The sequence below is a fragment of the Thermobacillus sp. genome, from assembly GCF_003390775.1.
In the GTDB taxonomy this organism is placed as follows: domain Bacteria; phylum Bacillota; class Bacilli; order Paenibacillales; family Paenibacillaceae; genus Thermobacillus; species Thermobacillus xylanilyticus.
Window position 1 is genome coordinate 36,718 of the sequence record NZ_QEWA01000030.1, and the last position, 22,140, is coordinate 58,857.

The window sequence follows — 22,140 nt, forward strand, 5'->3', positions numbered from 1 at the left end:
ATGAACACGAGAAGGCAGACGATTTGGCTGGTATCGATGTTGAGCCTGATGGTCGTGCTGTCGGCGTATTATTTGTTCACCGAAGATCTCGACACGGGTTCGCCCGAAGGCCAGCACGCGGCGGCGGAAGATCACGGCATCGTCGTCGATGAGGTTGAGCCGGGAAGCGAATGGGCGGCAGACGGGTCGGGCGGCCTGACGGAGGAGGAAGCCGAAGTGCTCCGCCAGCTCGAAGCGCAGGGCATCGACTCGTCGGGCGGCGATTACATCGCGAAACTGCAATACGCGCGCACCGAAGCGCTCGCGGAAGAGGCGGAGCGTCTGTACGGCATCATCTCGGACACGAGCCTGGATCCGGGCGAATCGTCGGCGGCGATGGAGCAGCTCAGCCGTCTGGAGGAGAAAGAGGAGAAAATGACCGGCATCGAGGAGGAGCTGCAGTCCCGCTTCCCGAACGTCGTCGTGACGGAGGAGAACAACCGGTACAAGGTCGTCGTCCAGAGCGAGAAGCTGGAGACGAAGGATGCGGTCGACATCGTCGACCTCGTCATGAAGACGATGGATGTGTCGGCCGACCGGGTGTCGGTGCAATATGTGCCCTGACGGGGGATGTCCGTTCGGGACATTTTCCGTCCGGGCGAGATCGTTCGGAGCATGCTCAATCCGGACATGTCCGTCCGGAGCATGCTCCGACTGCCGGACGGCCGCCGGAGCGCGTCTCCGGCGTTTTTCTTGGAAGACAAGGCCGTGACGGCGCCCGGCTAGCAGGGCAGGAAAAAGGTTGTACGAGTTCCTTCAGGTTTGTGCTATAATACTTACGTTCAGTGAAGGAACCGGTGCGCGGACCGGCCAGCCGCATCCGCGTACAGACGCTTAAGGAGTGAAACGCGCTCATGTTCAAACTCAGTGAGATCAAAGAATTGATCAAACTGGTCGATTCGACTTCGGTGCAGGAACTGGAGGTCGAAAACGAAGGCTCGCGCCTGGTCATCCGCAAGCCGGGCAAGGCCGAGGTTGCTTATGTTTCGGCGCCGCAAGCCGTTCCTGCACATACACCGGCTGCCCCGGCGGCCGCCGTTTCCGCGCCGGCTCCCGAAGTCGCCGCACCCGCCGAACCGGCCAAAGCTACGGACCGGGCGGGCAACCTGCACCAGATCGTATCGCCGATGGTCGGCACGTTCTATCGCGCGCCTTCGCCGGATGCGCCGCCGTTCGTCAATGTGGGCGACCGCGTCACGGAGAAGACCGTTGTCTGCATCCTCGAGGCGATGAAGCTGATGAATCCGCTCGAGGCCGAAGTGCGGGGCGAGATCGTCGAGGTGCTCGTCGAGAACGGGCAGCTGGTTGAATACGGACAGCCGTTGTTCCTCGTGAAGCCGGACTGATGCCGGCGGCTGCTTACGCATCGTCGAAAGGGGTAACAACAATTGAGCTTTGATAAAATCTTGATCGCCAACCGCGGTGAGATCGCCGTCCGGATCATTCGCGCCTGCCGCGAGCTCGGCATCGGTACGGTCGCCGTCTATTCGGAGGCGGACCGCGACGCGCTCCACGTGCGGCTGGCGGACGAAGCGTACTGCATCGGGCCGACGCCGCTCAAGGACAGCTACCTGAACTTCGCGAACATCATGAGCGTCGCGACGCTGACCGGGTGCGACGCGATCCACCCGGGCTACGGCTTCCTGTCCGAAAACGCGGATTTCGCGGAAATCGTCGAGTCCTGCAATATCACCTTCATCGGCCCGCCGGCCGAAGCGATCGCCCGCATGGGCGACAAATCGGCGGCGAAGCAGACGATGAAGGAAGCGGATGTGCCGGTCATTCCCGGCTCCGACGGGCTGGTGAGCGATGTGGACGAAGCGGTCCGCATCGCCCGCGAGATCGGCTATCCGGTCATCATCAAGGCGACGGCGGGCGGCGGCGGCCGCGGCATCCGCATCGCGGAAGACGAGGAAGCGCTGATCGCCGGCATTGAGACCGCCCGCCAGGAAGCCGAGAAGGCGTTCGGCAACGGCGGCGTCTACATCGAGAAATATCTGACGGGCATGAAGCACGTCGAGATTCAGATCATGGCCGACAAATACGGCAACGTCGTCCATCTGTTCGAGCGTGACTGCTCCGTGCAGCGCCGCCGGCAGAAGCTGATCGAGGAAGCGCCATGCCCGGTGCTGACGCCGGAACTCCGGGAGCGGATGGGCCAGGCGGCCGTGCGTGCCGCGAGGGCGGTCGGCTATGTCGGGGCGGGCACGCTCGAGTTCCTGCTCGGACCGGACGGGCAGTTCTACTTCATGGAGATGAACACCCGCATCCAGGTCGAGCATCCGGTGACGGAGATGATCACGGGCGTCGACCTGATCCGCGAGATGATCCGCATCGCGGAAGGGCATCCGCTGTCGTTCACGCAGGAGGATCTGAAGATCGACGGCTGGGCGATCGAATGCCGCATCAATGCGGAAGATCCGGAGCGGAACTTCATGCCGTCTCCCGGCACGCTGCAGTTCTATCTGCCGCCGGGCGGCATCGGCGTGCGCGTTGATAGCAGCGCGTATCCGGGGTTTGTCATCACGCCCCACTACGACTCGATGATCGCGAAGCTCATCGTCTGGGCGCCGACGCGCGAGGAGGCGATCGCGCGCATGAAGCGCGCGCTGGCCGAATTCGCGGTCGACGGCATCAAGACGACGATCCCGTTCCATCTCAGGGTGCTGAACCATCCGGTGTTCGTCCGCGGCGATTTCGATATCAAGTTCCTCGAGGAGCACGATTTGTTCGCGGACGAAACGGGTTTGTCATAATTCCCGCCGAATGTTATAGTATAGAAATAAACGCGGATAAGCTCTGAATTAACGTTTCCGCCCTGCCGGAGATTTTCAACTTCGGCTCGCGGAAGCGGTACCCTGAACGTTTCCGCCCTGCCGGAGATTTTCAACTTCGGCTCGCGGAAGCGGTACCCTGAACGTTTCCGCCCTGCCGGAGATTTTCAACTTCGGCTCGCGGAAGCGGTACCCTGAACGTTTCCGCCCAGCCGGAGTTTTACAGCTCCGGCGTGCGGAAGCGTCAGAGCATGAAGTGGGAGGTGCAGCATGGAAAGCATTGCGGAAGCTGCCGAATTCGAACGCACGGAGATCGGCACGATCCAGATCGCGCCGGAGGTCATCGGGGTGATCGCGGGACTCGCGACGGTGGAAGTCAGCGGCGTTGCGGGCATGAGCGGCGGCATTGCCGGCGGCATCGCCGAGCTGCTCGGCCGGAAGAATCTGGCGAAGGGCGTCAAAGTCGAAGTCGGTCAGAAGGAAGCCGCGGTCGATGTCTCGATCGTCGTCGAATACGGTTACCGGATTCCGGAAGTCGCCTCCGAAATCCAGCGCAGCGTGAAGCGGTCGATCGAGACGATGACCGGCCTGTCGGTCGTCGAGGTGAACGTGCACATCCATGACGTGCATTTCAAGACGGCCGAGAAGACGGAGGATGAAGAGACACACCGGGTGAAGTAACGGCTTTACACGGGTTTTCCCCTCGTGGACGGCATGCCGCCCGTCGGGGGGATTTTAATTATGGGGAGAGATGACGAATTGGCCAGAGTATTGGACAAGCTGCTTCTGTTCATCTACAGTCTGATCATCCTCGCGGCTTCGTTCGCCGCGCTCGGCGCCGCTTCCGGCATCATCGAAAGTTCGGATGCGATCGCGTCGGTCCGCTCGCTGTATGACGGATGGGGCGTCCGCACGGCCGTCATCATCGTCTCCGCCGTCTCGCTGCTGATCAGCCTTCGCTTCCTCTATATTGCGCTTCGCCGCGGGGGAGGCGCCGCGCCGTCGATCGATCAGCGGACCGACTTCGGAGACATCCGCATTTCGCTCGAGACCGTCGAGAATCTGGCGCTCAAGGCGGCATCCCGCCAGCGCGGCGTACAGGATTTGCGCGCGCGCATCCGGGTCACCGACGCCGGCATCGACATTTCGATCCGCGCCGTCGTGGACGGCGACAGCCCCATTCCGTCGCTGTCGGAGGAAATCCAGCGGTCCGTCAAGGATTACGTTGAGGAAATTACCGGAATTCCCGTGGCGAATGTTGCCGTCTTTGTCGCGAACATCGTGCGGACCCAGACGTTCAAGAACCGCGTGGAATAAGAGGGGGAGTCTGCCATGTTCTGGAGGGATCTCCTGACGACGCACGGGGGACGGGCAGCCGGCGTTCTGGCCGGCGTGTTTTTCGGCATCATTTATCTGATCGCGGGCTTCTGGGATATGCTGTTTTTCGCGCTGCTCGTTTGGATCGGGTATTACATAGGCAGAATGAAAGACGAGCGGACCGGACCGGCGATTCCCTGGGATCGGCTGACCGGATGGCTGGGCGACAGGTGGCGCTGGTTCCGATAGACCCTGTGATTTCCTCCGTGCGCCGGAGGTGGCAGCCTTACGTTCGGTGCAGGGAGGAGATCATAGGTTTTTTTCGTTAAAGTCAAGGATTCGGCGCGGGTTCCAAGGCCGGGCCGTTAGCAATCGGGAGGCAGTATGAGACGAAGATTGGCGCGCGAGATCGCCGTTCAGGCGTTGTACCAGATGGAAATGAACAACGTGACCGCCGCGGACGCGGTTGCGATGATCGCGGAAGAAGCGTCGCAGGAGGACAGCGAGCTCGGCGCGGAGCGGTCCGCTCTCCGGCAGGCGGTGCCGCGGGCATTGGAGCTGGTCGAAGGCGTGACCGGCGCAAGATCCGCGATCGACGGAATGCTGCAGCAATATTTGACCGGATGGCAGATGGACAGGCTGTCCCGCGTCGACCGGCAGATTCTGCGGCTGGCCGCCTACGAGATCGTCTGGCGGGACGATGTTCCGCCCAAGGCGGCGGTGAACGAGGCGATCGAGCTGGCGAAACATTTCGGGACCGAGGATTCGGGCAAGTTCGTCAACGGTGTGCTTGGCCGGGTCCTTGACGAGCTCGACACATTGAAGCAGAACCGTCCAATTTGAAAAGGGAGTGGGAGCATGGCGGCATCCATCATTGACGGGAAGCAGATTGCAAGCGCGATTCGGGAGGAGATTCGCGCGGAGACGGAGGCGCTCAAAGCGCGCGGCATCGTGCCGGGGCTGGCGGTTGTCCTCGTCGGCGACGATCCGGCGTCGAAGGTGTACGTCGGCAACAAGGAGAAAGCGTGTCAGGCGATGGGGTTTCATTCGGAGGTGCACCGGCTGCCGGCGGAGACGCCGCAGGCCGATTTGCTTGCGCTGATCGAACGGCTGAACGGCGATCCGGCCATCCACGGCATCCTCGTGCAGCTTCCGCTGCCGAAGCATATCGACGAGAAGGCCGTCATCGACGCGATCCGGGTCGACAAGGACGTTGACGGGTTCCATCCGGTGAGCACGGGAAATCTCATGATCGGCGACGACAGTCTGCTTCCCTGCACGCCGGCCGGCTGCATCGAACTGCTCAAGCGGACGGGCATTGAAATCGCCGGCAAGCACGCGGTCGTCATCGGCCGCAGCAATATCGTCGGCAAGCCGGCGGCCATGCTGCTGCTCCGCGAGCACGCGACGGTGACGATCTGCCATTCCCGCACGGCGAATCTGGAGGAGATCGCACGGCAAGCCGACATCCTTGTCGTCGCGATCGGCAAGCCGAAGGCGATTGACGCCCGGTATGTGAAACCCGGCGCCGTCGTCCTCGACGTCGGCGTAAACCGGCTTCCGGACGGCAAGCTGGCCGGGGACGTCGATTTCGAGAGCGCGTCGGAAGTCGCCGGCTGGATTACGCCGGTGCCGGGCGGCGTCGGACCGATGACAATCACGATGCTGCTTCGCAACACGCTGACCGCGGCGAAGCGGATTCACGGAATCGGTTGATCGGCCGCGGGAACCGGGGGAGTGATCCTGTGGGAGAGGCGCGCATTTTTTCGATCCAGGAGATTACCCGATACATCCGGATGAAGCTGGAATCGGACGAACTGCTCGGCGACGTGTGGCTGCGCGGGGAGATCTCGAACTTCACCCACCATTCGAGCGGGCATATGTATTTCACGCTGAAGGACGAGGGCAGCCGGATCAAGTGCATCATGTTCGCCGCCCATAACCGGAAACTCGCTTTCATGCCGCGCGACGGGACGAAGGTGATCGCCCGCGGCAATGTTTCGGTCTACGAGCGGGACGGCAATTATCAATTTTATGTGACGCAGATGCAGCCGGACGGGATCGGGTCCCTGTATCTGGCTTTCGAGCAGCTGAAGAAGAAGCTGGAGGCCGAGGGGCTGTTCGATCCGGCGCGCAAGCGGCCGCTGCCGCGGGTGCCCCGGACGATCGGCGTCGTCACGTCGCCGACCGGCGCCGCCATCCGCGACATTCTGACGACGCTGGGCCGCCGGTATCCGCAGGCGGCGGTGACGCTCGTCCCGGTGCTCGTCCAGGGGCAGGGCGCGGCGCCGTCGATTGTGCGGGCGATCGAGCTGCTCAACCGGATCGGCGAGGCGGACGTCCTGATCGTCGGGCGCGGCGGCGGTTCGCTCGAGGAGCTGTGGGCGTTCAACGAAGAGATCGTCGCCCGCGCCATCGCGGCGTCCCGCATCCCGGTCATCTCCGCCGTCGGGCACGAGACGGATTTCACGATCGCCGATTTCGCGGCGGATCTGCGCGCCCCGACGCCGACGGCTGCGGCCGAGCTGGCGGTGCCGCACATCGCGGAGCTGCGGGAGACGCTGGAGCATCTCAGGCGGCGCATGCGCGGCGCGCTGTCGGCCTGCATCGAGTCACGCAGGCAAAGGCTCGCGCGCGTCCGGCGCTCGCCGGTGCTGCTCTATCCGCGCCGCTACCTGCTCGCGCACGCGGAGCGGCTCGACCGGGCGAGCGAGCGGCTGCGCGAGCGGATGCGGCGCCGGGCCGAGCAGAGCCGGCAGCGGCTGCTCGGCGTGCGGGCGCGCCTGGCCGCGGCGCATCCGGGCGGACGGGTGGAGATGGCCGCCGCCCGGCGGCGCGAGGCGGAGCGCCGGCTTGCGGCCGCCATGCGGGCGGCCGTGAAGGACAGCGCACAGCGTCTGGCGATGTCGATGCGCCAGCTCGACGCGCTCAGCCCGCTCAAGGTGATGATGCGCGGGTACAGCCTCGTCTACGACGAGCGGGAAGAGCGGCTGATCCGGTCGATCCGGGACGTGCAGCCGGGCGACATGGTGAACGTGCGGCTGACGGACGGAAGGTTGGAATGCCATATCTGGTCCATGAGAGGAGAGGACGGTTTTGGCGGAAACGAGCTTTGAGCGGACGGGCGGCGGCATGCCCGAACAAGGCGGTGAATCCGGCGGCGCGCCGCAGGAGGCGTCCGTCAGCTTCGAGGAAGCGATGGAGCAGCTCGAGGCGATCGTCGCGAAGCTGGAATCGGGCGATGTGCCGCTCGAGCAGGCGATCGAGCTGTTCCAGGAAGGCATGCGGCTCTCCCAGCTGTGCGGCAGCAAGCTGGAGCAGGTGGAACGGAAGATCGAGATGCTGATCGAGACGGAGCAGGGGCTGCAGCGCAAGCCGTTCGCCCCCGAGGAATAAGGGTCGGATGCCGCGGTGTTTTTCGCGCTTCGGGGGAAGATACGGTTGAGATTGGGTTGAATGGAGTTCATGAGCGACATGTCTGTTGAGGCGTATATCGCGCGGCTGGCCGGCACGGTCGAACAGGCGCTGGACAGCGCAATTCCCGCGGAATGGGATGTGCCGGGCAGGCTGCGCGAAGCGATGTTGTATTCGCTGAAAGCCGGGGGAAAGCGCATCCGCCCGGTGCTGGTGCTCGCCGCCGCGGAAGCGGTGAGGGGAGACGAATCGGCGGCGGAGGCGGCGATGCCGGCCGCCTGCGCCGTCGAACTGGTGCACACCTATTCGCTGATTCACGACGATCTGCCGGCGATGGATGACGACGACTTCCGCCGCGGCAAACCGACAAACCACAAAGTGTTCGGGGAAGCGATGGCCATTCTCGCAGGAGACGGGCTGCTTACCCACGCGTTTCACTTGATCGCGGAAGCCGGCCTCTCCGGCAAGCTGCCTTTGGGCGCAGCGCTGGCGATCTCGGCCGATCTGGCCAGGCTCGCCGGCGTGAGCGGCATGGTCGGCGGTCAGGCGGCCGACATGCTCGGCGAGCAGGGCGTCACGTCGCTGGACGAGATGCGCTACATCCACCTGCACAAGACAAGCGATTTGATCATCTTCTCGCTGACGGCCGGCGGCCGGGCCGGCGGCGCCGACTCCGCGCAGATCAACGCGCTCGCGGGATTCGGCATGCGGATCGGCCTGGCGTTCCAGATCCGGGACGACATTCTCGATGTCGTCGGCGACGAGCGGGTGCTCGGCAAGAAGACGAACAGCGACGCGAGGCGGCAGAAAGTTACCTATCCGTATCTGATCGGCCTCGATGCCAGCCGGGCAGAGGTCGAGCGGCTGACGCGCGAGGCGAAAGAGGTGCTGCTTGAGGCCGGCCTGCGCAAGCCCGATCTGCTGCTCGGCATCGCCGAATATTTGATGAGCCGCGATCGTTGAGGAAGGCGGCGCCTGCCGCACAAACGGCCGGCCGGTCTTCCGTCGGGTGCCGGCCCGATCCGGTTATGGTATAATGGCCCTACATGCACATGATTTTGCAAAACTGATTCCGTTGCAGACATAAGGGCATTTGACGGCCGGAAGGCGATCGATGCTCGACGGACCGGCTCGCGGCCCGGCGGCTGAACCGGCATGCCGGAGAGCTGTTCTGTCAGATGAAAGCGAGGTTTACGCATGCTGCTCGAACATATCCGGGGACCGGAAGATCTGAAGGCGCTGCCGGTCGACCAGCTCGACGAACTGGCGGCGGAAGTGCGGCAGTTTCTGATCGAGAAGCTGTCCGTGACCGGCGGCCACCTGGCGTCGAATCTCGGCGTTGTGGAGCTGACGCTCGCGCTGCATTATGTTTTCGACAGCCCGAAGGACAAGCTGATTTTCGACGTCGGCCATCAGGCGTATGTGCACAAGATGATCACCGGCCGGATGCACCGGTTCGATACGCTGCGCCAGTACAAGGGCCTGTGCGGTTTCGTGAAGCGCGCGGAGAGCGAGCACGACGTCTGGGAAGCCGGACACAGCAGCACGTCGCTGTCGGGTGCCATGGGCATGGCGATCGCCCGCGACCTGAAGGGCGAAAGCCACCAGGTTGTCGCGATCATCGGCGACGGCGCGCTGACCGGCGGCATGGCGCTCGAGGCGCTGAACCATATCGGCCACGAGAAGAAAGATCTGATCGTCATCCTGAACGACAACGAGATGTCGATCGCGCCGAACGTCGGCGCGCTGCACAATTATCTCGGCCGGATCCGCTCGGACCGGCATTATTTGAAAGCCAAGGAAGAGCTGCAGCAGCTGCTGAACCGGATTCCGGCGATCGGCGGGAAGCTGGCGAAGACGGCCGAGCGGGTGAAAGACAGCCTGAAGTATATGGTTGTGCCGGGCATGTGGTTCGAGGAGCTCGGCTACACGTATCTCGGTCCCGTGGACGGGCATGACATCCGCAAGCTGCTCGAAGCGCTCCAGCAGGCGAGATCGGTCGGGGGACCGGTGCTCGTCCATGTGTTAACCGTGAAAGGGAAAGGGTACGAGCCGGCCGAAGCGGATTCGCACAAATGGCACGGCATCACACCATACAAAATCGAATCCGGCCAGGTGCTGAAGGCGGTCGGCCCGCCGACGTACACGGACGTGTTCGGGGAAGCGCTGGTGGAACTGGCGGAGCGCGATCCGCGCATCGTTGCGGTAACGCCGGCGATGCCCGGCGGGTCGGGGCTGCTGAAGTTCGCGAAACGGTTCCCGGACCGGATGTTCGATGTCGGCATTGCCGAGCAGCACGCGGCGACGATGTGCGCCGCGCTCGCGCTGGAAGGGATGAAGCCGGTTTTCGCCGTCTATTCGACGTTCCTGCAGCGGGCGTATGATCAGGTCGTGCACGATATTTGCCGCCATAACGCGAATGTGATTTTCGCCATTGACCGGGCAGGACTGGTCGGTCCGGACGGCGAGACGCATCAGGGCGTGTTCGACATCGCGTTTCTGCGCCATATTCCGAACATGGTGCTCATGATGCCGAAGGACGAGAACGAACTGAGGCGCATGCTTCGCACGGCCGTCGATTACGACGGCGGCCCGATCGCGGTCCGCTATCCGCGGGCCGCGGGGGTCGGCGTGAGCCTCGATCCCGACCCGCAGCCGATCCCGATCGGCGAATGGGAGACGGTACGCGAGGGCGACAGCGCGGTCGTGCTCGCCTGCGGCCCGATGGTCGGCCTGGCGATGGAGGCGGCGGAGCAGCTCAAGCGGGACGGCTTGCAGCTGCGCGTCGTAAACGCCCGGTTCCTGAAGCCGCTCGACGAAGCGATGCTGCTCGCTCTCGCCGGTGAAGGGCTGCCCGTCATCGTGCTCGAGGAAGGCGCGGTGCACGGCGGACTGGGCGGCGCGGTGCTGGAATTCTGTGCGCTGCGCGGCATCGACCATATGCGGATCAGGCTGATCGGCGTGCCGGACCGGTTCATCGAGCACGGCTCGATCAAAGAGCAGCGTGCGGAGATCGGACTGACCGTCGAACGGATCGTGAGCGAAGTGAAGCAGCTGCGGGCCCGGCCGGGCAGGCGCGCGAGCGTCATCCGCAGCTGACGCGGAGAAAGCGGACGGGAATCACATGTCAGACAAGGATCTCAATGGCAAGGAACGGATTGATGTGCTCCTCGTGGAGCAAGGGTTTTTCGAGAGCAGGGAGAAAGCGAAGGCGGCGATCATGGCCGGGCTCGTGCTCGCGGACGGCGAACGGATCGAGAAGAGCGGCGCCAAGGTGCCGCGCACGGCCGCGATCACGGTGAAGGGCGCGCCGCATCCGTATGTCAGCCGCGGCGGCCTGAAGCTGGAGAAGGCGATCGAAACGTTCGGCATCGCGATGGAAGGACGCGTCATGCTCGATATCGGGGCGTCGACCGGCGGATTTACCGACTGCGCGCTCAAGAACGGCGCCGCCCATGTCTACGCCATCGACGTCGGCTACAATCAGCTGGACTGGTCGCTCAGGCAGGACAGCCGGGTATGCGTCATGGAGCGCACGAACTTCCGCTATCTGAAACCGGAAGATTTGCGCGGCCCGCAGCCGGATTTTGCCGCGATCGATGTTTCATTTATTTCGCTCAGGCTCATCCTGCCGACGCTCAAGCAGCTGATTCCGCCCGGCGCGGGCGTCGTCGCGCTCATCAAGCCGCAGTTCGAAGCGGGGCGCGAAGCCGTCGGCAAGTCCGGCGTCGTGCGCGACCCGGCGGTGCATGAGGAGGTCATCGCCCGGGTGTGCGGCTTCGCGGAAGCCGAAGGATACGGCTTGCAAGGGCTGACGTATTCGCCGATTACGGGCGGTGAAGGGAATATCGAGTTTCTGGCTTACTGGCGGCTGGGCGCGGACGCGCGCTTCCAGGCATCAGCCGATGCGGTCGCGCGGCTTGTGGCGGAAGCGCACGCGGCGTTCCGCCGGGCTTGACCATTGAAGGAAAGCGGGAAAATGGACCATTCCATGGTTGCGGGGCCGTCGCAGATCGTTGTCGATCGCGGGCATCGCCAAGACCATGGCGCAGAGCATGCGGGGTCAATCGGTTGAACAATCGATTGACCTTTTTGCTTTCAAGGGAGCGCAAGCAGGATCAAGCCGCGTCTTCCGTTTGCACGAAATTTCTGGTATACTAGGACCAAACAAACGTTCCCGTTTATATTAATTATATTTGTGGAAGGAATTTCCGCCCCGAAGCGAGAACCTATAGCGCAAGCATTTCCATGCATGCTTGTTGCATGAAGGGGGCGGCGAATGTGAACAATGCGGCCGACTGGTTTCTCATGATCGCCGCCGGCGGTCTGATCGCCGTCTGGCTTTTTCGCCGGTTCTACGTCTGGCTCCATGAGCCGCCGGCCAGCCGCGTCTACCGGCTGGGCGAAGGATCGGAGCCGGACCCCGGCGACGAGACGGTGCGTTTCCTGACCGCAAGCGGCTATGAGGTCGTCTCGGGCAAGCATCGGGTGCCGATCGAGATCGAGGTGGACGGCGAGCTGATGCAGTCGCGGCTGTTCATCGACTATGTCGCCGTGAAGGACGGACGGACGTGGCTGGTGAAGACGGTGCGCGACCGGATGCCGATCGACTGGACCGGAGCCGGCGTACGGGACAAGTTTCTCGTATACGCGCTGCTCGTGCCGTCGGCGGAAGGCATCGTGTATGCGGATCCGAGGGAGCGGTGGCTGAGAACGATCACGTTCGCGATCGGAACGGAAGCTTAAGGAGGCAGGCCCAGGCAATGAAAGGATTCCGACAGATGAAGATTCGGGAGATTATCGGCGAACAGGAGATCGAGACGCAGGACGAGCTCGTCGAGGCGCTTCGCCGAGCCGGCCTGAACGTGACGCAGGCGACCGTCTCCCGCGACATCAAGGAGATGCAGCTCGTCAAGGTGCCGACCGAGGACGGGCGCTACAAATACTCGCTGACGGCGGAAAGCCGCGTCTACCCGCTGCAGAAGCTGAAACGGGCGATGCTCGATCATTTTGTCCATATCGACAGCGCGGACAATCTGATCGTCATGAAATGTCTGCCCGGCACGGCGAACGCGATCGGTTCGCTCATCGACGCGATGGAATGGAACGAGGTCATGGGCACGATCTGCGGCGACGACACGATTCTGATCATCTGCCGGACCAAAGCGCAGAGCAAGACCGTCGTCGACCGGCTGATCGGACTGCTGAATGAACCGGGGCGGAAATAGCCATCGTATTTATTGGCAGGAAGGGGACACGTCATGCTTCGCGAGCTGTCGATACGCAATCTGGCTGTCATCGAACACGTATCCGTATCTTTCGCGGAGGGGTTCCATGTGCTGACCGGCGAGACCGGCGCGGGCAAGTCGATTCTGATCGACGCGCTCAGCCTGGTCATCGGCGGCCGCGGCGCGGCGGACATCGTGCGCTACGGATGCGAGAAGGCCGAGATCGAAGCGCTGTTCGACCCGCCTGCCGGCCATCCGGTGCGGGAAGTGCTGGAATCGCTCGGCATCGAAGCGGAACCGGATGAGCCGATTGTCGTGCGGCGCGAATTGTCGGTCCAGGGCAAGAGCGTAAGCCGCGTGAACGGCCGGATCGTCAATCTGTCCATGCTCAGGGAGATCGGCGAATGTCTCGTCAACATTCACGGTCAGCACGAGCATCAGTCGCTGCTCAAGACGGAGCGGCACCTCGAGTGGCTCGACGCCTATGCGGGCGGGAAGCTGGCCGACCTGAAGCGGGATTATCAGGAGATCTACCGGCGATATACGGAGACGCGGAACAAGCTGCGGGAACTCGAAGACGCTTCGCGGCAAAACATGCAGATGCTCGATCTGTACAAGTTCCAGCTCGCGGAGATCGACGACGCGCGGCTAAAGCCCGGCGAGGACGAGGCGCTGCAGGATGAGCGCAGGCGGCTGGCGCATGCCGAGCGCATCATGCAGAACGCATCCGAGGCGTATGAGCTCATTTACGGCAATGCCGGGCTGGATGCGCTGGCCAGGGCGATTTCGCGGCTCGAGGATATCCGCAAGTACGACGCCCCGGCCATCGAGCCGCTGCTGGAGCAGCTGCAGTCGGCTTATTATCAGGCGGAAGACGCGGCGTACCAGCTCCGCGACTATCGCGAACGCATCGAGTCCGATCCCGAGCGGCTGACCGAGATCGAAGACCGGCTTGATCTGATCGGGGGGCTCAAGCGCAAATACGGCGAGCGCATCGAAGATATCCTCGAATACCGGGCGAAGATCGCCGACGCCATCGACAAGATGGAGAACCGGGACGAGCATCTTGAGCGGCTGCGCGAGGAAGAGCGCAAGCTGCGCGAGCAGGCGCAGCGCCTGGCGCTCGGGCTTTCGGAGCAGCGCCGGCTTGCGGCGGACCGGCTGGCGAAGGAGATCGAAAGCGAGCTCAAGGAGCTGCAGATGGAGCGCACGACGTTCAAGGTGCAGCTCGATCAGCAGCCGGGCGAGGATGGCGCGCCGAAGCTGGCGCCGCACGGAATCGACGAGGCAGTCTTCCTGTTCTCCGCGAATCCGGGCGAACCGCCGAAGCCGCTCGCGAAGATCGCTTCCGGAGGCGAAATGTCGCGCATCATGCTGGCGCTGAAGACGGTTTTCGCCGCGATCGACGGGGTGCCGGTTCTCGTGTTCGACGAAGTGGACACGGGCGTCAGCGGACGTGCCGCGCAGGCTATCGCGGAGAAGATGTCGAAGCTGTCCCGACGCTGCCAGGTGTTCGCGATCACGCACCTGCCGCAGGTGGCCTGCATGGCGGACCATCATTACGGCATTCGCAAGCAGACGCTCGGCGAGCGCACGTCCACGACGGTCGAACCGCTGCAAGGCATCGGCCGGGTCGAGGAGCTGGCACGCATGCTCGGAGGCGTGGAAGTGACGGATATGACGCGCCATCACGCCCGGGAGATGCTGGATCTGGCCGAACGGAAGAAGGGCGCTTGAAAGCCAGTCCGGGAATGTTTTATCGGTCATAAAAGAAAAGGGGCGGGGTTACCTTAAAGGTACGCCAACAGGGCGAAGCGACAGACACGGGAGCGGCAGCTTCCGCGGCTTCAATCGCATCGGGCGGCCTTTGTTCCCACGCCCGCGCCGACGAAGCCGCGAGAACCGCATGCCGGGCTAGTTCCGACATGCGGTTCATCGGCGGCTTTTTTCTATGCGCCGTCCGCATCCCGCCCGCTGTTCATCCAGATTCCTTAGGGAGCGTGAATCCATTGAATGACAGCGCACGGATCCGTTGGTTCGGTCTTCTGCTCGCCATTCTCGTCTGCGCGGCCGGTTTTACCGCCCCGTTTCGGCATTATGCCGCCTTCCCCAGTGAGCTGAATCTGTTCCTCGGCCAGCACAGACAGCTCGATTACACGATGCCGGTGCACGCCGACATCACGGTCGATCCATCCATCGTCAACATCAACGGTTCGGACAGCCGTTCGGTCAAGGTTGATCTGCGCAAGCCGCTGTCGATCGTTCCGCAGTCCAGCGGCATGGCCAAGCTGAAAATGAAATTATTCGGTACCATTCCTTTCAAGACGGTCACCGTCCATGTCGTTCCCGGGCTGAAAGTGATACCCGGCGGCCAGACGATCGGCGTCAAAGTGAAATCGGACGGCATCATGGTCGTCGGTCATCATCAGGTGAAGACGGAAAAAGGCGAAACGCTGTCGCCCGCCCAGTCGGCCGGCATCCGCCTCGGCGATCTGATCATGAGCGTGAATGGCGTCAAGCTGAAGGAAGTCAGCCAGATGGCGAAGATGGTCGAGCAGGCGGGCAAGGAGGGCAAGGCGCTGAAGCTCACGATCGAGCGTGGAACCGAGAAATTTGAAAAAGAACTCAAGCCGGTCTATGACGCGGAAGACCGGGCGTGGCGGCTCGGTCTCTATATCCGGGATTCCGCTGCCGGCGTAGGCACGCTGACATTCTACGCGCCGGAACAGGGCGTATATGGCGCTCTGGGGCACATCATCACCGATATGGACACGCAGGCGCCGATCCGGGTCGGAGAAGGGCAGATCGTGCAGTCAAGCGTCACGTCGATCAACAAGAGCTCCAGCGGCGAACCCGGCGAGAAAAGAGCGCATTTCGTCAAGGAAGGGAAGGTGCTCGGCACCGTCGAGCGCAATACACAGTTCGGCATATTCGGCCGGATGAGTGAACTGCCGAAGCCCAGCTACGACGACAAGGCAATTCCGGTCGCGTTTGCCGATGAAGTGAAGGAAGGGCCGGCGCATATTTTGACGGTGGTCGACGGTCAGAAAGTGGAGAAGTTCGATATCGAGATAACGCGTGCGATGCGCCAGACCGAGCCGGCCACGAAAGGCATGATCATCAGGATCACCGACGAGAAGCTGTTGAAACGGACGGGCGGCATCGTGCAGGGGATGTCCGGCAGTCCGATCATCCAGGACGGTAAACTGGTCGGCGCCGTCACCCACGTATTCGTCAACGATCCGTCATCGGGATACGGCTGCTACATCGAATGGATGCTCGGCGACGCGGGCATTCTGCCCAACGCGCACCAACGGAAGCTTAAGGCGGGTTAACGCCCTAAGCTTTCGTTGCATCAGCCCGTGTCGAAAAATGTTGAACATCCTAGAAATCACGGATATCTTGGAATAAATTTTTATTATATTCATCATCACAAAAAAAGTAAAGAAAAATATTTTAACATGAAGGAATTTCCTTCCCCGTGTCGAAGCGGTAATATATCGGGGAGGAAACAGACCTTCCACAAGTGAATCCCATTCGAATAAGGAGGACTCACACCTTGCAAAGAATTGAAGTATTGCTGGCTGACGACAACCGTGAATTTACGAATCTGCTCTCCGAGTACATCTCAGAACAGAGCGACATGACAGTCACGGGCGTAGCCTACAACGGCGAAGAAGTGCTTCGGCTGCTGGAGGAATCCCGCAAGGCGCCGGACGTCCTCATCCTGGACATTATCATGCCGCATCTCGACGGCCTTGGCGTGCTTGAACGGCTGCGCGACATGGATCTCAATCCGATGCCGAAAATCATCATGCTGACGGCATTCGGTCAGGAGAATATTACGCAGAAGGCGGTTCAGCTCGGCGCGTCCTACTACATACTGAAGCCATTCGACATGGAAATCTTGGCCAACCGCATCCGCCAGCTGGTGAACAATCCCGTGTTGTCGCCGGCCGCGAGCTACGGCTCGGTGCTGCCGAAGACAACCAACGTCGTGCCGATCGGCAAGAGCAAAAATCTCGACGCCAACATCACGAGCATCATCCACGAGATCGGCGTGCCTGCCCATATCAAAGGGTATCAATACCTGCGCGAAGCGATCACGATGGTGTACAACAACATCGAAATTCTCGGCGCGATCACGAAGACGCTCTATCCGGCAATCGCCGAGAAGTTCAAGACGACGCCATCCCGCGTCGAACGCGCCATCCGGCACGCCATCGAAGTCGCCTGGACACGCGGCAACATCGACTCGATCAGCCATCTGTTCGGCTACACGATCAACATCAGCAAGTCGAAACCGACGAACAGCGAATTTATAGCAATGGTTGCCGACAAATTGCGGATCGAGCACAAGGTGTCGTAGGCCAGGCGGGGCAAGGGTTTACGGGTTTTCGTGAATTTTCTGACGAAACCGACCAATATTTTTCAGGCCAACAAACATTGAAAATCCATGCCGATAAAATTCCCCTGTTTATTGGTTTGCAGCAGAACCAATGGCAGGGGTGTTTTTATGACGGAATTTGAATTCCAGATCGAAAACTTCATGCTGTACTGCACGTCCAAAAACCTGTCCCGGAAGACGCTGGCCAGTTATGAGCAGTCGCTCAAGTTGTTTGCGGCGTATTTGCGGGACAAGTTTGCTATCACGGACCCGGCCCACGTGCAGTCCGGCCATATCCGCCAGCACATCAAGTACCTCCGGGAACGCGGCAAGTACACGGTGGTGGTGGATCAGGCGCGGAAAGCGTAAGGTGGCCCTATTTGTCAAGACAGATTTTAAAAAATAGAGGCTCGGAAATAAAGCAGGGTTCTGAGTCCGAATGAGGGGTGAATGAGGCGGATATGTCGATGAAATGGCAGGTATGTAAGCTGATTTCAAGAATGTGCATGCCAAAGAACCCGCAAAAGGGCATTTTTTAAAAAAATGCCATGAAAACCCATTTGCATCGGATCGGCGAATTCGCCGTCATCGCCCGGCGGAGCGGAGATGAATGGTTCGTCGGATGTATTGCGAACGAGTACGGGTGGGAGCTCGACATTACCCTTGACTTCCTCGATCCGGGCATTCCATATATTGCCCGCATTTACGCCGACGATCCGGAAGGCGCGGTTTCCCGAACCCGGGTGGCCGTCTCGGTGAAGGAAGTGAAGGCCGGCGACGTTCTGCGCGTGACGATGGCGCCGTCCGGCGGACAGGCGATCCATCTGGCGCCGAACAAGTAATTTCACCAATCTTTTTGTTGCCCGACGCTTTATAATGGGGGTATAATCAATCCCCTGAACAAGCGCATCATTCGACACAAAGCGGGTTTGGGCGAAATCCGGTTTCCGTAGGAGGCGATGAGATGAGGCTATTCCGCAGATTGTGGCAGAGCGTATTTGTCAAGTTTTCCGCATCGTTTCTGCTGGTGGGATTGGTCCCGCTCATCGCCCTCAGCATTTTTTCGTTGCAAACGTTTACAGGCCATGTACAACAGTTCACCATGAACAATTTGCAGCAAATGTCGCTTTATATGAGCTACAACATCAACAATCTGTTTTCCGACTACGACGAGATTTCCAAGCTGATGTACACCGGCCGGTATGAAGGGGGCACGATCAATACCTGGGTCAGCCAGACGGTCAATGTCAACGAGGAAGAGAAGATCAACAACACTTCCATTGAGAGCTTTCTCCAGATCATCGTCAGCAGCGACAAACATATCCGCTCCGCCTATTTCGTGCGCGCGTTGGACCGGAAATTGTACTTTCAGACCAAGGAAACCACGGCGTTCACCCCGGAAAGGCTGCCGGTCGGCGAATGGATGGAATCTTTGCGCGAACAGCCGAACCGGCTGGCGATCATTCCCACCCATGATGACTTCTATTACTGGGGAACAGACCGGAAAGTCGTCACGTTCGGCCGCAATCTGATCGACATTTCGGGCAACCCCCAGCCGGATCCAAAGGTGGTGGGCACGCTGTTTTTCGATGTGGACGTGGCCGCTTTCGAAAGTCTGTTCAACGGGCTCGATCTGGGCGCCAAGGGAGAGATTCACGTGCTGGACGGCCTTCAGCGCGTCTTCTTCAGCAGCACCAGGAACTATGGGGACGCTGCGGCGGCCGGGGGCGGGGATGACGGCCATCATCTGGTTTATCGCGAGTCGGTTCCGTACATCAACGGGCAGGTCATACTGCGCATTCCCCGCCGGGATCTGTTCGAGCAACTGACCACGACCCGGACGGCGGTGTACATCGCGATCGTGTTCTGCACGCTGGTCATCGTCGTGATGGGCATGTGGTTCTCCAAACGGCTGCTGGCGCCGATCCAGAACGTGCTACAGCACATGCTCAAGGTCGAGTCGGGCAATCTGAACACCAAGATCGAGCGGTACGGACGGGACGAAATCGGCCGGTTGGCCCACAGTTTCAACCGGATGGTCGAGCGGCTGAACGCGTTCATCAACGATGCGTACGTGGCGCAGATCAAGCAGAAGCAAGCCGAACTGAACGCGCTGAAAAGCCAGATTCGGCCGCACTATTTGTACAATACCCTGGAAGTGATCCGGATGAATGCCGTCTACAACGACGACGAGGAAGTCGCCGAGATGATCCGGTCGCTGTCCAATCAACTGAAGTACGTGATCGACTACGGGGAAGATTGGGTGACCGTGCGCCAGGAACTGGACCATCTGCAAGATTACTTCTACATCATCCGCGTCCGTTACGACAATCGCATCGGGCTTCAAGTGCATGTAAACGACGAGCGTCTGCTCAAAATCATGATCTTGAAGCTGTCTCTGCAGCCAATCGTGGAGAACGCCGTGCAGCACGGTATCATGCCGAACGGCGGCAGGGGATCGATCATCGTCATGCTGGAGCAGCGAGGCGATCGTCTTGTCGTTTTCGTTCAGGATGACGGCGTCGGGATCGGATCGGAGCGGCTGGCCGAGTTGATGGCCAGTCTGCACGATGCCCGCACTCCCGCGGCCAAGGTCGGCTTAAAAAATGTGCACGAACGCATCCGGTCGGCATGCGGCGAACCTTACGGCGTGGAAATCGAAAGCGAACCGGGCGTCGGCACCTGCGTTCGGCTGACCTATCCGATCCGAACCTCTTAAAGAACCGGCACATCGATCATAAAAATGCGTCATTTATGCCGCCGCGATTCAAGACTAATGTGGAATTGCGGCCGGCCTGTGCAAAATTTGAACGTTTCGGTCGCATTTGAAGTTTCGTCCCCTTGGGAATCTGATGGTTTCGTTCGAATTTACGGTCGTGGAAACAGAACAGCCGTGCTATGGGTAAAGCTGCAAGTACGATCACCTAAAACCTGTTGTCGAGAGAGGGGTAGGAACATGCAGCTTTCTGTTGATTTGCTGACCGAATGGAACGTTCACGGGGAAAGAATCGCAGGCGGATATTCCTTGATGCGCGGGCTTCGCCTCGAGTTTCCGGCGCCTGAACATGCGAAAGGTTGGTACCCGATCGGCTTCGAACGCGGCCACGACGCCTCGCTGGATGTCATGGGCTGGCATGGTTTAAAGCTTGGCCTGATGCTTCGGGAGGAATCGGCGAACCTCACCGTAACCGCGCATTTCGCCGACGGCGGGAGCGCTTCAAGGGATCGAACCAGGCGAAGTGTCGGTTCATTTGGCGGAATATCTCGGCGAGCGGCTCCTGCGGGAGGAATTGGCATCCGGAAAAGAGAGGTGAGCCCGATGATCAAGGTGCTTCTGGCCGACGATGAGCCCATCATCCTGCGGGGATTGCGCAAGCTGGTGCCATGGGAGCAGATGGGGATGACGATTGTGGGCGAAGTGGAGGACGGCGCCCAACTGGCGGCGGTTCTCCTGTCGGATCCGCCCGACATTCTGGTCAGCGACATCCAGATGCCGAATCTGTCGGGAATTGAAGTGATCAAGCGGATCAAGGATCTGAATCTCGAGGTGAAAGTCATCTTCATCAGCGCCTACAAGGAATTTTCCTATGCCCGGGATGCCGTCTCCTGCGGTGCCCTGGGCTATCTGGTCAAACCGATCGACCGGCGGGAACTGGAAGAGACCTTGCGCAGCGCGCAAGCGCAAATCCTGAAGGAACGCGAGGATCATACGATCAAGGAACGGCTCCTGTTCTGGGAAGAACGCAAGCGGCAGGAGATGGAGGAAGAGATGCTCGACCGCCTGCTGGACGGGCGGCCGGTGAACATCGGACATCTCGGCAATAGGCTGGGGGACGGCCGGGAGATTGCGACGTTCACGGTGGCGGCGATGGAACCGGATCAGCCCGGGAGCAAGACCGGAAGCTGGCGGGATGAAGACAAAAATCTGGTCGTGTTCGCGATCCGGAATGTCCTTTACGAGATGACCTCCCGCATGCCTTCCATCATGACGTGTTTTCGGGACGGACGGTTCTTTCTGGTATTTCTGGACATGGATCCGGACGCCGTGCTGGCTTTTGCCGCGGATGTGCAGCACAAGATCAATACCTATCTGAAGCTGGACGTGTCGATCGGCATCGGCGGCTCCGTGCAGACGGCCGCGGAGGTTCCGGTCTCCGGCCGACAGGCCATAGACGCCTTGCGCAGCAAGTTCTTCCGCGGCTTGAATCGGCTGCTTCCCTGGAAGCCCCTGACCGGCGAGATGCCTTCGGAGAAGGAGCTTTACGAGAATCAGCAGGCCGTGATCTGCGGATTGTCGCATCTGGACTGGGAAGCGGCCAACATCGCGCTGGATCAGCTTCTGCGGAGCATTGAACGGATGACGTTCGGCAATAAGGAACTCGCTGTCAACGTCTGCGTCACCTCCCTGTTCCTGTTCGTGCGCGAGTTGAAGAACGCCAGCTATGATCTGGAAGAATGGGAAGCCAATCCCGCCAACGTGCATGCCGATTTCAACCGGTCGGACACGTACCAGGAACTGCAGATGAAGATGCGGGACCGGATCGGCTGCCTGTTCCGACAGCTGCAAAACAGCGCCAGCCATCAGGACAAGCAGTTGATCCAGAAAATCAAGCGATACGTCGAGACGCAGTATATGGACGAGATCACCCTGGAATCGGCCGCCGCGCTCGCGTACATGAACCCGTACTATTTCAGCGCCTTCTTCAAGAAGCACATGGGGAAGAACTTCAAACAGTATGTGACCGAAGTGCGCATGAAAGAAGCGGTGCGGCTGCTGCTGCAGACCGATCTGATGGTCTACGAAATCGCAGAGCGGGTCGGCTACCAGAATGCGCGACATTTCAGCGGTGTGTTCCGGAAGATGTACGGCAAGCTGCCGAACGATTACCGGCAGGAACAGAGAGCGAAATGGAGCGGATCATCATCTTAAAGATACGGCACTTGCGCCTTAAAAAACGTCATTCATGCCTCCCGTCTCCGG

22 protein-coding genes are annotated in these 22,140 nt (G+C 60.8%); all 22 read left to right on the forward strand.

Annotated features, from left to right (window positions below; translation table 11 throughout):
- Complete coding sequence (locus C6W55_RS04865; protein ID WP_286891735.1) at positions 1–603, forward strand: SpoIIIAH-like family protein; 603 nt, start codon at positions 1–3, stop codon at positions 601–603.
- 290 nt (positions 604–893) lie between these two features.
- Positions 894–1,385 carry an acetyl-CoA carboxylase biotin carboxyl carrier protein gene (gene accB / locus C6W55_RS04870; RefSeq protein ID WP_286891736.1) on the forward strand — a complete coding sequence of 164 codons (492 nt, stop codon included), beginning with the start codon at positions 894–896 and terminating at the stop codon, positions 1,383–1,385.
- Between the two features lie 42 nt (positions 1,386–1,427).
- The gene (accC, locus tag C6W55_RS04875; protein ID WP_286891737.1) at positions 1,428–2,795 is read left to right on the forward strand and encodes an acetyl-CoA carboxylase biotin carboxylase subunit; all 1,368 of its coding nucleotides are present in this window, start codon (positions 1,428–1,430) and stop codon (positions 2,793–2,795) included.
- Positions 2,796–3,083: 288 nt separating this feature from the next.
- The gene (locus C6W55_RS04880; protein ID WP_015254844.1) at positions 3,084–3,494 is read left to right on the forward strand and encodes an Asp23/Gls24 family envelope stress response protein; all 411 of its coding nucleotides are present in this window, start codon (positions 3,084–3,086) and stop codon (positions 3,492–3,494) included.
- A 78-nt stretch (positions 3,495–3,572) separates the two neighbouring features.
- Entirely contained in the window at positions 3,573–4,130 is a 558-nt protein-coding gene (gene amaP / locus C6W55_RS04885) for an alkaline shock response membrane anchor protein AmaP (RefSeq protein WP_015254843.1), read from the forward strand.
- A 15-nt stretch (positions 4,131–4,145) separates the two neighbouring features.
- A complete protein-coding gene (locus C6W55_RS04890) occupies positions 4,146–4,379 on the forward strand; it encodes a DUF2273 domain-containing protein (protein WP_015254842.1) in 234 nt (77 codons plus the stop codon).
- A 135-nt stretch (positions 4,380–4,514) separates the two neighbouring features.
- Complete coding sequence (nusB, locus tag C6W55_RS04895; RefSeq protein WP_015254841.1) at positions 4,515–4,973, forward strand: transcription antitermination factor NusB; 459 nt, start codon at positions 4,515–4,517, stop codon at positions 4,971–4,973.
- A gap of 15 nt (positions 4,974–4,988) precedes the next feature.
- A complete protein-coding gene (gene folD, locus C6W55_RS04900) occupies positions 4,989–5,846 on the forward strand; it encodes a bifunctional methylenetetrahydrofolate dehydrogenase/methenyltetrahydrofolate cyclohydrolase FolD (RefSeq protein ID WP_015254840.1) in 858 nt (285 codons plus the stop codon).
- A gap of 80 nt (positions 5,847–5,926) precedes the next feature.
- On the forward strand, positions 5,927–7,246 hold the full coding sequence (gene xseA, locus C6W55_RS04905) for an exodeoxyribonuclease VII large subunit (protein ID WP_483316350.1): 1,320 nt from the start codon (positions 5,927–5,929) through the stop codon (positions 7,244–7,246).
- A 16-nt stretch (positions 7,247–7,262) separates the two neighbouring features.
- On the forward strand, positions 7,263–7,526 hold the full coding sequence (xseB, locus tag C6W55_RS04910) for an exodeoxyribonuclease VII small subunit (RefSeq protein WP_213485101.1): 264 nt from the start codon (positions 7,263–7,265) through the stop codon (positions 7,524–7,526).
- A 78-nt stretch (positions 7,527–7,604) separates the two neighbouring features.
- On the forward strand, positions 7,605–8,507 hold the full coding sequence (locus C6W55_RS04915; RefSeq protein WP_286891739.1) for a polyprenyl synthetase family protein: 903 nt from the start codon (positions 7,605–7,607) through the stop codon (positions 8,505–8,507).
- Positions 8,508–8,741: 234 nt separating this feature from the next.
- Positions 8,742–10,643: a 1-deoxy-D-xylulose-5-phosphate synthase gene (dxs, locus tag C6W55_RS04920; RefSeq protein ID WP_286891740.1), complete on the forward strand. Its 1,902-nt coding sequence runs from the start codon at positions 8,742–8,744 to the stop codon at positions 10,641–10,643.
- 25 nt (positions 10,644–10,668) lie between these two features.
- Positions 10,669–11,502, forward strand: coding sequence for a TlyA family RNA methyltransferase (locus C6W55_RS04925; protein ID WP_286891741.1), 834 nt, complete (start codon positions 10,669–10,671; stop codon positions 11,500–11,502).
- A gap of 323 nt (positions 11,503–11,825) precedes the next feature.
- Positions 11,826–12,290, forward strand: coding sequence for a hypothetical protein (locus C6W55_RS04930; RefSeq protein WP_286891742.1), 465 nt, complete (start codon positions 11,826–11,828; stop codon positions 12,288–12,290).
- A gap of 17 nt (positions 12,291–12,307) precedes the next feature.
- The gene (gene ahrC / locus C6W55_RS04935; protein WP_015254833.1) at positions 12,308–12,772 is read left to right on the forward strand and encodes a transcriptional regulator AhrC/ArgR; all 465 of its coding nucleotides are present in this window, start codon (positions 12,308–12,310) and stop codon (positions 12,770–12,772) included.
- Positions 12,773–12,805: 33 nt separating this feature from the next.
- Positions 12,806–14,509 carry a DNA repair protein RecN gene (gene recN / locus C6W55_RS04940; protein WP_015254832.1) on the forward strand — a complete coding sequence of 568 codons (1,704 nt, stop codon included), beginning with the start codon at positions 12,806–12,808 and terminating at the stop codon, positions 14,507–14,509.
- 272 nt (positions 14,510–14,781) lie between these two features.
- Complete coding sequence (gene spoIVB / locus C6W55_RS04945) at positions 14,782–16,107, forward strand: SpoIVB peptidase (protein ID WP_213485044.1); 1,326 nt, start codon at positions 14,782–14,784, stop codon at positions 16,105–16,107.
- Between the two features lie 224 nt (positions 16,108–16,331).
- Positions 16,332–17,141, forward strand: a complete 810-nt coding sequence (gene spo0A, locus C6W55_RS04950; protein ID WP_286891743.1) for a sporulation transcription factor Spo0A — start codon at positions 16,332–16,334, stop codon at positions 17,139–17,141.
- Between the two features lie 147 nt (positions 17,142–17,288).
- The gene (locus C6W55_RS04955) at positions 17,289–17,528 is read left to right on the forward strand and encodes a site-specific integrase (RefSeq protein ID WP_286891744.1); all 240 of its coding nucleotides are present in this window, start codon (positions 17,289–17,291) and stop codon (positions 17,526–17,528) included.
- A gap of 179 nt (positions 17,529–17,707) precedes the next feature.
- Positions 17,708–18,001: a glycoside hydrolase family 97 C-terminal domain-containing protein gene (locus C6W55_RS04960; RefSeq protein WP_286891745.1), complete on the forward strand. Its 294-nt coding sequence runs from the start codon at positions 17,708–17,710 to the stop codon at positions 17,999–18,001.
- Positions 18,002–18,123: 122 nt separating this feature from the next.
- On the forward strand, positions 18,124–19,878 hold the full coding sequence (locus C6W55_RS04965) for a cache domain-containing sensor histidine kinase (RefSeq protein ID WP_286891746.1): 1,755 nt from the start codon (positions 18,124–18,126) through the stop codon (positions 19,876–19,878).
- Positions 19,879–20,478: 600 nt separating this feature from the next.
- Complete coding sequence (locus tag C6W55_RS04970; RefSeq protein ID WP_286891747.1) at positions 20,479–22,089, forward strand: response regulator; 1,611 nt, start codon at positions 20,479–20,481, stop codon at positions 22,087–22,089.
- Positions 22,090–22,140: the final 51 nt, after the last annotated feature.